The sequence below is a fragment of the Oscillospiraceae bacterium genome (assembly GCA_009780275.1).
GTDB lineage: Bacteria > Bacillota > Clostridia > Oscillospirales > UBA929 > WRAI01.
This window is the reverse complement of the sequence record WRAI01000004.1, coordinates 30297-43416: the sequence shown is the minus strand read 5'-3', so window position 1 is coordinate 43416 and position 13120 is coordinate 30297. Positions and strand designations below refer to the sequence as shown.

The window sequence follows — 13120 nt, the reverse complement described above, 5'->3', positions numbered from 1 at the left end:
TTTTTCTGTGCCAGACGCGTCAATACCGCTCGTAACGTAATTGGACAATGCTTCCAAGCCATTTTCCCTCGCTTTTGCCACGTTTTCGGTAGAGTAAGCGACACCTTTTTTGGTCAAAGTAACGGCGTCGAAAGGCGAGGTGACTCAAAAATGCGAAAAAAAACTATCTCTTTTCTCTTAGCAATTTCAATGGTTGTGACCGTCAGCATCGGCATGGCGCAGCCATTGCCGGCTGAGCTGATTCCCATGGGCAATGCCATCGGCATCCAGGCACACATCAACGGCGTGATGGTCATCGGCTTGACAGCCGTTACCACCAACGCCGGCGAACGTACACCCGCGCAAGACGCCGGCTTAAAGGTCAATGATACGATTACTCATGTTAATGATACCGAAGTCGAAAGCACACAAGACTTCCATGCCGCCGTGCAACAAGCCGACGGCAGTGCGATCAAATTAGGCGTCACTCGGGACGGCAAGACGCTTACAATTAAGATAACGCCTGCAAAAGTGCAAAACGACACACAATACAGGCTGGGCGTGTATATCCGCGACCGCATAGCAGGCATTGGCACGGTAACGTACTTTGACCCCATAAGCAATCGGTTTGGCGCGCTGGGCCATGGCATTCATGACCCCGAAACGAGCCAGCTTCTCCCACTCGAAAGCGGCACGGTTTCGCCCGCCGACATCATTGATGTCAAACGCGGACTGCCCGGCGACCCGGGCGAACTGCGCGGTAGCTTTGACCTCAACGACCACATGGGCGATTTATACAGCAACACCGAAAACGGCATTTTCGGCACGACAAAACCATCGGCTATACCATCAAAAAACAAACCGCTGCCCATCGCGCAAGATAGCGAAATCAGCACGGGCATGGCGACAATATACTGCCAAGTTTCCGATGATCAAGTGCGGCAATACGACATCGAAATCATACGCCTGCTAGGCAACCGCGATTCACGCAATATGATTGTCAAAGTGACCGACCCTGAGCTGATTGCCAAAACTGGCGGTATCGTACAAGGCATGAGCGGCAGCCCGATTGTACAAAACGGTAAACTCATCGGCGCGATTACTCACGTGTTCGTCAACGACGCACAAAAAGGCTACGGCATCTTTATCAGCAACATGCTAAAATCCGGCGAATCTAAGTGTTGCATAGATCACGCGTCGGCAGCCTAACATTGTAGGGGCGGGCTTTCATGCCCGCCCGCTGTGCCTTTACTCATTATTTATCAACGAAATAATTTCATGAATCAAAAACATTCGATTATCCAGCTCGGCAATTTTATCAGCGCAGAGTATCAGTTCGTCGCTCAAATGCTTTGGAATTTCTTCTTTGTACTTGTATTTGGCTTGATGTTCCAGTGTTGCCCAAAAATTCATCGCTTCTGTACGGATTTGTATTTCAATCGGCAAAGTCTCTGTCGTGCCCGAATGATATATTGTAATTTCCAAAATAATATGATAACTGCGATACCCGCTGGGCTTTGGGTTGGTCACATAATCCTTTTCGCTGATAATGTTTCCGTCGGGCATTTCCCGTATCAAATCGACCAAAAAATAAATATCTTTGGCATACGAACAGATAATGCGAATACCGGCAATGTCATTCATATGCTTTTTGGCATTATCGGCGGTCAGTGCAAGTTTCTGTTTATGCAATTTCCCCGCAATGCTTTCCGGCGACTTGATGCGTCCTGCAATATATCCGATAGGATTAATGTTATCACCGTATTTGAACGATTCGTGGATAACACTCAACTTAGTCAGCATGGTCCGTTGCGCCCACTCGTAAGAGAGCAGCAGCTTTTTCAGACGCACAAATTCCTCATCACAAAATTTTACAATCACTTTTTATCTCCTCTGTGTCGTATCATCAGGCAACGTTATGGTAAAAGCCGCACCGCCATTATTTACATTTTCCGCTGTCACCCAACCGTCGTGGCGGTCAGCGATTGACTTGACAATAGACAACCCAATGCCTGTGTTTCCGCCCATACCCTTATAAAAACGCTCGAAAACATGGGGCAGGACTTCAGATTCTATGCCATTACCATCATCTGCAATGCGGATAACGATATTGTTATCTTCCTTTCGGCAAGAAAGCGTAATCGTGGACATGGCATAGCGGATTGCATTGGAGATAAGATTATCGACAGCCCGCGCCATCAACTCGGCGGAACATATATAAAAAATGGCGTCATCATCAGAATCAAAGCTAAAAACAATTTGCTTTTTATCGGCAACAGCCTGTTGCCGCGCAGTGCACGTTTTAATGACCTCTTTCAAGTCAACCTTCTCGGCAGCGTAGAGCGTTGCGATGCTATCAACATTGTCAATTTTAGCGATGTACAGCAAGTTTGCAACCAACTCGGACAATCTATCAGTTTCCTCCAAAATGGTCTCACCCGCCTGCTTTGCGTCCATCAGGTCGTAAATAATGCCTTCGGCGTAAACTTTGATGGACATTAACGGCGTGCGCAACTCATGTGAGGCGTTTTGGAAAAAGTCTTTTTGCGCACTGTCATATACCCCCAACTGTCGCACCGATTTATTCAAAGCAGCGTTTAAGTTTTCCAGCTCAATGTCTCGAAAGGTGAAGTCATTTGTATCAAAATTGCCGTTTCCTATCCCCAACGCAAACTTACCCAACCTTTCAATGGGGCGCGTGATAGAGTTGGATAAAAAGTAAGTGACAACCACAGACACAACAAACATAATCCCGACCAACACAAACAGCGTTATGCCCGCTCGGCCGGTCGTGTCCTGCTCGGCGTAATAATAGCTGTCGCTGGCCGAAAGCAGCCGAATGGCGATATTGAATCCCACCGCCAGCACCAGCAGCGAAAAGAACAGCACCAGCGAAAACGCCGCGAGAATTCTTTGACGCAGCCTTGCTTTCTTTTTGTCCTTATGCACTCTCATTGGCTTCTCCGCCCTCTTGCATCGTGTCCACCTGCTCGGCGTACATCTCCTTAGCAAACTCCATACGCCTAAAAATCGCCTTAATGCGCATGGTGAGTGCCATGGGACTGAATGGCTTGGTTAAGTAATCATCACTGCCCAAGTCTAAGCCGGTGGCGTAATCCAAGTCGCTATCCCGTGCCGTCAGCATAATAATCGGCACCGAACTGATTTTTCGCAAGGCTTTGCAAACAACAAAACCGTTTGACCCCGGCATCATAATGTCTAAAATGACTAAGTCGGCAGGATTTTTAGAAAAGGCAGCCAACAGCAAATCGCCATTTTCAAAATCCTCGACAACATACCCCGCACCCTCCAAAAAGGTCTTGATGCCCAACCGAATATTGGTTTCATCGTCCGCGATGTAAATCTTCTTTGCCTCGCTCATTCAAGTATTTCCTTTCCTTTGCCTTTTAACAAATAGTGTCACACCTCGCGACACGTGCTATCCGGCATGCTACTCGCTGCTTCATTATATCAACAGCGGTCGCGCTTGTCAAAGCAGTGTCGGCTGCCACTTCTACAACGCATACCCCCCCCATATGACGCATACGCTTGACCAAGGAATTTTCAAAGTTTCGGAGGCTCTCTATGCTCTCTTGGTCTTGGATCATCATGGTGGCGGCTTCTCTGGGCTACGCACTGCTCACAGGCAATGCGGCATCCCTTGCCACAGGCGCGTTTGACGGTGCGGCGCAGGCTGTGCAACTATGCATCGCTATGGCAGGCATTCTTTGCCTGTGGTCGGGCGTAATGGCGGTCATGCGGGCATCGGGACTTGCAGGTGGATTAGCAAAATTGCTTTCGCCTGTGCTGGGCCTGATTTTTCCCTCGGCAAGACATGACAACGAGGCGATGGAGGCCATCAGTGCCAATGTTTCGGCAAATTTGCTGGGGCTGGGCAACGCAGCGACGCCGGCAGGCGTACGTGCGGCAAAGCGGTTGCAAAAAATCAATGGCGATGGCAGCTTGGCCTGCAAAGATTTAGTGGCCCTGCTTGTCATGAACACAGCCTCCATTCAGCTGATTCCCGCGACCGTTGGCGGCGTGCGTGCATCACTGGGCGCGGCGTCGCCATTTGATATATTACTTCCTGTGTGGCTGACGTCGATTGTCGCTATGGCATTTTCACTGGCGGCGATTAAAATATTGCAGGCGTTTTCTTCAAAGATTGACAGCCAATGCCATAATGTGCTATTATAAGTGTAAATTGGATGCATTGTATGTCTATGCAAGAAAGGATGATAACTTATGTCCAAATTCTGCACAACCTGCGGCAAAGCTTTTATTTCTGGCGACAAATTCTGCCAACAATGCGGCGCAGCGGCCGTCTGTGAAACAACCGCGTCCGTTACACCTGAACCCCTAATACAATCCACGCAATCCGCTACAGCATATTATCCATTTCTGCGCCCGCAGAATCCTGCTAAAGGGCGCATATTCTTGCTTGTTATGGGCATCCTGTACGTTCTTGCGGGCGCATCCGGCATAATGGTAGCACTTTGGGGGCTGGTTGGCGGCGGCGACATTACCGCTATCTTTACCGAGCTTTTCAATGATCTTTCCGGCCTTTACTACGACCTTGGTATAAACGGCGGATTTTGGGATTCGTTTATTCCAACGGCGACGACCACAATGTGGACGATTTACTTTGGTTTTGCAGCGCTTGTCGGCGGATTCGACTTGTTTATAGGCATTATGGGCATCACCAACCGCGAAAAACTGGAAAAAGCCAAATTCTTGCGCACGCTGGCTATCATTTCAATGGTGCAGATCGCGATTTCCGCTGTACTGGTCGCGCTGGCATGGGGCGGCTGGTTCGGTCTCGCCATAGGATTTGGCGGCATGTTTGCATTTATATACCCGGTGCTGTACCTCGTCGGCGCACAACAAAACCTGAAAGCGCATCAAGAAAAGCAATAGGCCAGACCTCTATTCCAAAGACCGCCCCCCATGGCGGTCTTTTTTTGTTATGTAAGCATATGGTTGTACATATGGCAACGAGTGCTTGCCAATCACGGCGCGTTAAAATTATCGCGCCCTACGAGAGGGATGCAGCATGACACTTATCGGCTCAATGACCGTACCACTTATCCTGCTGCTCGTTGCCGCGCACGGGCTGTCACGGCGTGTTGACGTTTATGGCAATCTCGTTAGCGGCGCGGGCGACGGGTTAAAAATTTTGCTCAACATCATCCCCGCACTCATCGCGCTACTCACCGCCATCGGCATGATGCGCGCCAGTGGGCTGCTCGATTGGCTGACTGTTGCCGTCACGCCTGTGTTTTCGTTTCTGGGCATTCCGCCGGAAACGGCACCACTTGTGCTATTGCGCCCATTTTCGGGTAGCGGCGCGTTAGCGTTGGGAGCCGACATTATGCAAACGCACGGTGTTGACAGCCTCGCCGGACGCACCGCCGCCGTCATGCTCGGCTCAACGGAAACGACATTTTATACCATGACCGTCTACCTCGGCGGCGCAGGCGTTTCAAAGGCGAAATTCGCCTTGCCGGTAGCGCTGTTAAGCGATTTAGTCGGCATGACGGCGGCGGCGTTTTTTGTGAGATTTTTTAGTTGACATAATTTTCATGGCATGGTAAAATTAGACCATGGATGAAATCAAAAAATTACGCCAAGAAATCGAGCGGCACAATCGGCTCTACTACGAGTTGGATGCGCCGGAAATTGCCGACCATGAATATGATGCAATGATGCAGCAATTGCGTGAATTAGAGGCGATGCACCCCGAATTACAGTCGCCTGATTCGCCCACACAAACAGTCGGCGGACGAGCGAGCAATGCCTTTGCGCCCGTCGCCCATGACCCGCCGCTGGATAGCTTAAACGATGTTTTTTCGATTGAAGAATTACAAGCCTTTGATACGCGTTGCCGCGAAGGCTTATCAACCACACCCGAATATATCGTCGAGCCCAAAATCGACGGATTAACCGTTATCTTACGTTATGAAAGCGGAAAATTTGTCCAAGCCGCAACGCGCGGCGACGGCAAAACAGGCGAAGACGTCACACACAATGCTTTGACAATTGAAAACCTGCCCAAAACACTCGACAATGTCCCCACAACACTTGTCGTGCGCGGCGAAGTTTATATGCCCAAGTCCGTCTTCACCGCAATCAATGCCGAGCGCGAACTCAACGAACAACCACTTCTTGCCAACTGCCGCAATGCCGCGGCAGGCGCGTTGCGGCAAATCAACGCCGATATTGCCGCCGAACGCAAGCTATCAGTGCTGGTCTACAACATTCAAGCCATGTCCGATGCTTTGCCCGCAACACAGGTTGAGTGCTTGAAACTCTTGCAACAGTTTGGCTTTGAGGCGTTTGCGCCATCTGTTTTCCAAGGCGTTGTGCAGGTACATGAAACCATTGAACAAATCAGCAGCGCACGCGAGACGTATCCATACGACATCGATGGTGCTGTGGTCAAAATCAACAGCCTTGCCCAACGCCAACAACTCGGCCGCACAAGCAAAGCCCCGCGCTGGGCGGCGGCATATAAATTCCCGCCCGAAGAAAAAGAAACTATCCTTGAAGCCATCACCATTCAAGTCGGACGTACCGGCGTACTGACGCCCAAGGCAACACTTGCACCCGTGCGACTGGCAGGCACGACAGTCACGAGCGCCAGCCTACACAACGCCGGGTTAATTGCCGAAAAAGACATCCGCATTGGCGACACCGTCACCGTGCGCAAGGCAGGTGAGATTATCCCTGAAATCGTGCGCGTAAATGTAAAATTTCGCCCCAATAATACACCAAGTTATCAATTCCCCACAGAGTGTCCCGCCTGTGGGTCAATTGTCGTGCAAATTGAGGGCGAGGCGGCAACACGTTGCCCCAATGCAACTTGTCCCGCACAAATTCATCGGCGCATTGCACACTTTGCCTCCCGCACAGCGATGGACATCGAGGGTTGCGGCACATCTACCGTTGAGCTGTTGCTGGCACACAAGCTGGTAACCAACGTTGCCGACCTCTACCGCTTGACCGTCGAACAATTGGCCGAGCTGCCACGCTGGGGGCAGAAATCAGCTGAAAATTTAGTGCAGAGCATTGAGCAATCGAAGTCGCGCGGACTGGCGCGAGTGTTGTTCGGGTTGGGCATTTCCCAAGTCGGACAACGCGCCGCACAGGTGCTGGCAGGCAAGTATGGCAGCATGACAGCATTACAAACCGCCACCTTAGAAGAATTGACCGACATCCGCGACGTTGGCGGGGTGACAGCACAGTCGCTGCATTCATGGCTGGCGTTGCCGCAATCGCAGGATTTACTACAGGATTTGCAGTCAATCGGCGTTACTATGACACAAGAAAAAACGCAAGTTAGCAACACGTTGGCGGGCAAAACGTTCGTGGTAACGGGGAAGTTGGCAGGCCTGTCGCGCGACGAGGCACACGCATTGATTGATAAACATGGCGGCAAGGTGACCGCCGCGGTGTCGAAAAACACCGATTTTGTGCTGGCGGGCGAGGACGCGGGGAGCAAATTAGACAAGGCAACCAAGTTGGGTGTGGCCGTGTTGAGTTTGGATGAGTTTTATGGTATGATAGGTGTGTAATTTTATCGGAGGGCATGCTTACATGAAAAAAATCATCCTATTGGCTCTTGCGACCACGGTTGCGGCGTTTGTCATTGCCGTCGGCATCCTTTTTTTGCAAGCGCCGCAAGACGGCCGTGATATGTACAACAACTTTACCCCGTCTGCCGAAACATCGGCGGAAATAACGGAGTTGACAGTTCTAGCACCGCCGGCAGAAGTTAACGTTTCGGCGTTGCGCAGTGCGTTAACGGCGTATCGGGATTTTTTGCAGGACGAAATCGCGCGGGTCGGATCATCCCCGCCTGATGAGTTTGGCAATGAAACAGTGCCAACGATCCGATATGCCCGGCTTATCGACTTTGACAACAGCGGCATCCCTGAACTATTGTTGCGTTGGTACTATCCGGCAGGGGTCGAGAGGCCCTTCCTCATTTTTCGCTACAACGGTGAGGTTGAGCAAATTTATCAGGGTTGGGAGATCAGTGATGGCGGCGATTCAGTGCACTATGAAACTGTTGTGTTGGCCGATGGAGAGAGTTTGCTTGTAGGAGTTTATTCTCACACAATAGATGGCTTTAACTCCGATACAAGTCGCGCATACCTTTTATTGGTTGAAAGCGACGAGTTTATGCCTGCGCTAATTGGCTCTGATGAAAACTATGAACTAAATATTATCGAAACACACATTTACGACTGGCGCGCGCCTTTCTGTATAAATGAATTCATCAACGACCTCGGCGCACAAATCGCAGCCTTGTAGAGGACGTTCCCAAGATACAATCCGCGGGATGCGCCTTGTTGCGTGCCCCTTACCACACAGGAGGCTACCTATGCCGATTGACTTTAATGATGATAACGAATTAGAATTAGAAGAACGCGTGATTTCCACTCGCTCAACAACTGCCGACGAAAACGAGCTGTCACTGCGTCCGCAGTCGCTTGACGAGTATCTGGGACAGGAAAAACTCAAAGAAAATCTGTCAATCTACATCGAGGCGGCGCGTATGCGAAGCGAGCCGCTTGACCACGCTTTATTTTACGGCCCGCCGGGGTTGGGCAAAACCTCGCTCGCCCACGTTATCGCCAAAGAGATGGGCGTCAATATGCGCGCCACATCGGGGCCGGTGTTGGAACGCCCCGGCGATTTGGCGGCCATTTTGAACGGCCTGCAAGCCTTTGATGTTCTATTTATAGACGAAATCCATCGCCTCAACAGCACCGTTGAAGAAATCCTCTATTCGGCGATGGAGGATTTTGTTATCGACATCGTGCTCGCCAAAGGGCAGGGCGCAAGCGCGATACGTATGCCAATACAAAAATTTACGCTCGTCGGCGCGACAACACGGGCGGGACAAATCCAGTCGCCGTTACGTGCACGGTTCGGCATGGTAGAGCGGCTGGAAATGTATTCGACCTATGAACTAATGGCCATTGTCAAGCGTTCGGCGGGCATTTTATCCATCGCCATTGAAGAAGACGGTTCGCGTGAAATCGCCTCACGCAGCCGCGGCACACCACGTGTTGCCAACCGGCTGCTGCGGCGAGTACGCGACTTTGCGCAAGTTGTCGGCGGCGGTATCATTACACGCGAGCTTGCCGACCATGCCTTGGCAAAAATGGCAATCGACACACTCGGCCTTGACGAAACCGACCGCAGTATGTTGCGCTCAATGATTGACAATTACGGGGGCGGCCCTGTGGGGTTGGACACATTAGCGGCTACAATTAACGAAGAATCGGTAACCATCGAGGACGTATATGAGCCGTATTTGCTGCAAATGGGGTTCTTGAACCGCACGCCTCGCGGGCGTGTTGTGACGCGCAAGGCGTATGAGCATTTGGGGCTGACGTATATCAGCAACGATGGGCAGATGACGCTATGAGCTACGCATTCACACGCGGTGACGTTGCCGAATCGCTGTCGATTATGCGCGAGGCGGCAGCTTGGATGTTTGAGATCGGTCAACCAAACTGGCCGCTGGACGACGATTATTTGTCGCAGCAAAACATCGGCGCGCCGGCTGAAGAATTTGTCGTTATGTACGACGAATGCGGCAGCAGCGTTGGCACGTTGGTGCTTAGCCCTTTGCGCGACAACGACAGATGGCTGTGGCAGCGCTTGCCGGTTGGGCCCTACGGCTTTCTGCACAAAGTGGCCATTCGGCGCGCCTATGCCGGACAAGGTTTGGCCAAAAAAATGATGCAGTATGCCATCGCCGAATGCAAGGCCATGGGGTTTGCTGCATCTTATCTCGATTGCAATGCCGACCGTCCAAAAATCCGCGCTTTTTACGAGGACTTGGGCTATATTTTGCTGGAAGTGCAAGCGCTGCCCAACCATCCGCGCGTTAAAAATGCGGCGCTGTATCGGCTGGGTTTGTGAGTAACGATGAGTTTTCTACTTTTACGCTCACCCGTTGATTTCTCGCTTGCTTACTTCAAAACATCCCTATGCCGTACCAAGTAATCAACCCCTGACCAAAGTGTCACGGCTACCATCAAATACCCCGCCCATAACGCCAGTTGCGATGCCGTTTCGGCGCTATGCCCCAGTAAGTTATATAGTTGCTCTGTACCGATAACCAAAATAAAAATCGTGCAAGAAATTTGTACGATGGTTTTTAGCTTGCCCGAAAAATCCGCTGCCAATACTTCGCCTTTTGCTAGCGCCACCAAACGCAGCGACGTAATAATAAACTCCCGTGCAATAATCAACATCGCTGCCCACGACGCAAGGTGTCCGTGCTGCACAAAAATAAGCAGCGCCGCTGTAACCAGCAATTTGTCCGCCAAGGGGTCAATAAACTTTCCAAATGTCGTGACTTCGTTGTATTTGCGCGCCAAAAAGCCATCCACCCAGTCGGTAGCACTGGCAACCACGAAAATAATGACGGCCGCAACGGTTGTTGCTTGTGTGCCCGCCAGCAACAAAATCATAAACGCCGGAATCAGTGCAATCCGCGCCAATGTCACAATATTTGCCTTAGTTAACATATCGTTGTTACCTCCGTGGTTGTTTGCGGAATGCCTGAGATTTTCTTAACCCAATTTCGCTTTTATATCTTCTACAATTTGAGCCAAAACCTGCTCCCGCTCCGTAGATGCATCATACATCGTAAAGCCATACTTCACCAGATAATCAGACATATGTTGACCGGATGACATAACGTCTTCATATACCCATCTCAAGTCATCATCACTAAAGCCATATGTCCAATCGTTTTTAGTATCGTATTTTTTGATATCGCTGATAAACTCATCTACTGTTTTCTTATTCTGCATCAGTCCTATAAGGATAAAATTTTCTTTTAACTTTTGTATCCCATACGTTTTCAGAATAGGCAGCATCTTTTCAAAATCAACATAGCCACCTTCCAAAACAAACGCATTTCCTTTTACCGCGCCATGGCTGTACGGCAGCAATCCTCGCCCGTCAGCCGAAAAAAACGCACCAAGAAAGTGACCAAGAAACGGCGCCAAATTAGCGCTTGTTTTTTCTCTGTCCCAAGCAAGCCGAATATCCAGCTGCGGATATGCCTCTTGAAACACGGCGACAAGTTTGTCAAGGCCAATGACAAAATATCCTAGCTCTTCGCCTATTTCTCTTGCCAATGTTGATTTGCCGACTCTTGCCGGACCTGCAATGATTATGTTTTTCAACATGACACCTCTAAAGGCAAGAAGAACATACATTTTCCTCGATGCAGCATACGCGTTAAACGCCTAATTAACACGCTACACCGCCTCGCCGTACAAATCCCCGTCAACAACATCCTCAATCGCCACACTGACAAAATCACCTGCATTGACGTCACCATCAGCTATAAAAAACACCTTGCCGTCCACTTCCGGCGAATCGGCATACGAACGTCCAAACCAGCACTCGGCATAGGCGTCATATCCCTCACACAGCACTTCAATTGTCGTACCAATTTTCTGCGTGTTAAACTCATCCATCAAATCCAATTGCAGTTGCTGCAATTGCGCCTGCCGCTCCGCCGCAACCGTTTCATCCACTTGGCCCGACATCGCGGCGGCCGGCGTACCCTCCTCAGGGCTGTACACAAACACACCGGCACGTTCTATCTTATGCTTGCGCAGAAAACGATATAACCGTTCAAACGCCGCATCATCCTCGCTCGGAAAGCCCACCATGACAGTCGTCCGCAGCACCACATTGTCAATTTTCCCACGCAACTTGGCAAACAACGCATCAAGCTGTTCATAGCTGTCAGGGCGATTCATGACGTTCAACACGCCATCATCAACATGCTGTATGGGGATGTCCAAATACTTGACAACTTTCGGCTGTTTGGTAATCACGTCAATCAACCTATCATCGAGCAACGACGGATAAAGGTAATGCAAGCGAATCCAATGCAAGCCCTCAATCTCACACAATTTTTCCAACAACTCAGCCAATTTCGGCTTGCCGTACAAATCTTCCCCGTAGCGCGTTGTGTCTTGTGACACAATTATCAACTCACGCACGCCATTTTGAACAAGCTTTTCAGCACTTGTCACCAAATCTTCCATCGGTGCGCTGCGAAACGGTCCTCGAATTTTCGGAATGAGGCAGTAAGCACAATGGTTGTCGCACCCCTCACTGATTTTCAAATACGCCGACGCGGGCGAGCTCGACAGCAATCGTTCACCAACTACAACAGGGCTGTCCAACCCATCAACAGCCACAGGCCGCTGCTTGGCCACAGCATTGTTAATAATTTCAACGGCCTCTTCTACACGCCCGCAACCAACAATACCGTCCACTTCCGGCATTTCCACTAAAATCTCATCCTTGACCAGCTGCGGCATACAGCCTGCCACCACAAGCGTATGCAATTTGCCCGACTGCTTCTGCTGCGCCAACTCGAGGATTTCAGCAATGGCCTCCTGCCGCGCCGACTCCAAAAACGCACAAGTATTTACAACTGCCACTTCGGCCTCGTGCGCATGAGTTGTGGGTGTATACCCCGCCTGCGTCAACAAATAGAGCATCCGCTCACCGTCAACGGTATTTTTTGCGCAGCCCAAGGCTACGAATAGTAGTTTCATGTATATTCCTCTTTCTTCAAAGTATACCGTAGACCCCGCACATCCTCATCACTGCCTCTGTACCGCCGCACACGATTTCCATCTTCCAAGATCATGCCTATTTTTTCCATCACTCTAACCGAACTATGGTTTCGATGATCACAACTCGCGATCAGTTTCTCCATACCCAGCATATCAAAAGCAAACGCTTTCAGCGCCTCAACCGCCTCGGTGGCATAGCCGTTGCCTTGGTAGTCCTTGTGAATGATCTAGCCAAGCTCACCCACTTGCCTATCACTCTCGTCAAGGTAGACTGAAACAGCACCGATATGCTGCTCGTCAAGTACGACGGCAAGCTCATAAAACGCAGGACTGCCTTTCTCCCACTCCGCCGTCACTCGCCGCAAAAACGCTTCGGTTTCCTGCTTTGTTTCGTTGGGCAAATGCACCATATATTCCGTGTTCGCCGCATCTCCCGCATAGCGATGTGCGGTGTCTAAATAGTTTATATCGAGCGGGCGCAGGGTTAGCCTTGCTGTGTGAATCATCAT

Annotated in this window: 13 protein-coding genes and 2 pseudogenes; 8 read left to right on the top strand and 7 right to left on the bottom strand. The window is 50.4% G+C overall.

Features of this window, described 5'->3' with window-relative positions; translation table 11 throughout:
- Window positions 1–150: 150 nt before the first annotated feature.
- Window positions 151–1188 (top strand): SpoIVB peptidase, encoded by a 1038-nt coding sequence (gene spoIVB / locus FWE06_02250; GenBank protein ID MCL2546002.1) that lies wholly within the window; start codon window positions 151–153, stop codon window positions 1186–1188.
- A gap of 39 nt (window positions 1189–1227) precedes the next feature.
- Here spoIVB and FWE06_02245 read toward each other — a convergent pair whose 3' ends face one another.
- From FWE06_02245 to FWE06_02235, 3 genes and pseudogenes are all read right to left on the bottom strand, one after another.
- Window positions 1228–1860, bottom strand: a complete 633-nt coding sequence (locus tag FWE06_02245; protein MCL2546001.1) for a GTP pyrophosphokinase family protein — start codon at window positions 1858–1860, stop codon at window positions 1228–1230.
- A gap of 3 nt (window positions 1861–1863) precedes the next feature.
- Window positions 1864–2934 (bottom strand): HAMP domain-containing histidine kinase, encoded by a 1071-nt coding sequence (locus FWE06_02240; protein ID MCL2546000.1) that lies wholly within the window; start codon window positions 2932–2934, stop codon window positions 1864–1866.
- 106 nt (window positions 2935–3040) lie between these two features.
- Window positions 3041–3361: pseudogene (locus tag FWE06_02235) on the bottom strand (response regulator).
- Window positions 3362–3564: 203 nt separating this feature from the next.
- Here FWE06_02235 and FWE06_02230 point away from each other — a divergent pair.
- The 7 genes from FWE06_02230 (at window position 3565) to FWE06_02200 (ending at window position 9918) form a co-directional block, all read left to right on the top strand.
- Window positions 3565–4176, top strand: coding sequence for a spore maturation protein A (locus FWE06_02230; protein ID MCL2545999.1), 612 nt, complete (start codon window positions 3565–3567; stop codon window positions 4174–4176).
- Window positions 4177–4224: 48 nt separating this feature from the next.
- Complete coding sequence (locus tag FWE06_02225) at window positions 4225–4896, top strand: zinc ribbon domain-containing protein (GenBank protein ID MCL2545998.1); 672 nt, start codon at window positions 4225–4227, stop codon at window positions 4894–4896.
- 136 nt (window positions 4897–5032) lie between these two features.
- Window positions 5033–5551 carry a spore maturation protein gene (locus tag FWE06_02220; protein MCL2545997.1) on the top strand — a complete coding sequence of 173 codons (519 nt, stop codon included), beginning with the start codon at window positions 5033–5035 and terminating at the stop codon, window positions 5549–5551.
- 31 nt (window positions 5552–5582) lie between these two features.
- Window positions 5583–7553 carry an NAD-dependent DNA ligase LigA gene (gene ligA / locus FWE06_02215; protein ID MCL2545996.1) on the top strand — a complete coding sequence of 657 codons (1971 nt, stop codon included), beginning with the start codon at window positions 5583–5585 and terminating at the stop codon, window positions 7551–7553.
- A gap of 22 nt (window positions 7554–7575) precedes the next feature.
- A complete protein-coding gene (locus FWE06_02210; protein MCL2545995.1) occupies window positions 7576–8295 on the top strand; it encodes a hypothetical protein in 720 nt (239 codons plus the stop codon).
- A 70-nt stretch (window positions 8296–8365) separates the two neighbouring features.
- Window positions 8366–9418: a Holliday junction branch migration DNA helicase RuvB gene (gene ruvB / locus FWE06_02205; GenBank protein MCL2545994.1), complete on the top strand. Its 1053-nt coding sequence runs from the start codon at window positions 8366–8368 to the stop codon at window positions 9416–9418.
- Window positions 9415–9918, top strand: coding sequence for a GNAT family N-acetyltransferase (locus tag FWE06_02200; protein ID MCL2545993.1), 504 nt, complete (start codon window positions 9415–9417; stop codon window positions 9916–9918). The genes ruvB and FWE06_02200 overlap by 4 nt, the downstream gene beginning before the upstream one ends.
- A gap of 50 nt (window positions 9919–9968) precedes the next feature.
- Here FWE06_02200 and pgsA read toward each other — a convergent pair whose 3' ends face one another.
- The 4 genes and pseudogenes from pgsA to FWE06_02180 form a co-directional block, all read right to left on the bottom strand.
- Window positions 9969–10529 (bottom strand): CDP-diacylglycerol--glycerol-3-phosphate 3-phosphatidyltransferase, encoded by a 561-nt coding sequence (pgsA, locus tag FWE06_02195; GenBank protein MCL2545992.1) that lies wholly within the window; start codon window positions 10527–10529, stop codon window positions 9969–9971.
- A gap of 45 nt (window positions 10530–10574) precedes the next feature.
- The gene (locus FWE06_02190) at window positions 10575–11198 is read right to left on the bottom strand and encodes a hypothetical protein (GenBank protein MCL2545991.1); all 624 of its coding nucleotides are present in this window, start codon (window positions 11196–11198) and stop codon (window positions 10575–10577) included.
- A gap of 72 nt (window positions 11199–11270) precedes the next feature.
- Complete coding sequence (rimO, locus tag FWE06_02185; protein MCL2545990.1) at window positions 11271–12590, bottom strand: 30S ribosomal protein S12 methylthiotransferase RimO; 1320 nt, start codon at window positions 12588–12590, stop codon at window positions 11271–11273.
- Window positions 12587–13117: pseudogene (locus FWE06_02180) on the bottom strand (GNAT family N-acetyltransferase). The gene rimO and the pseudogene FWE06_02180 overlap by 4 nt, the downstream one beginning before the upstream one ends.
- Window positions 13118–13120 lie beyond the last annotated feature (3 nt).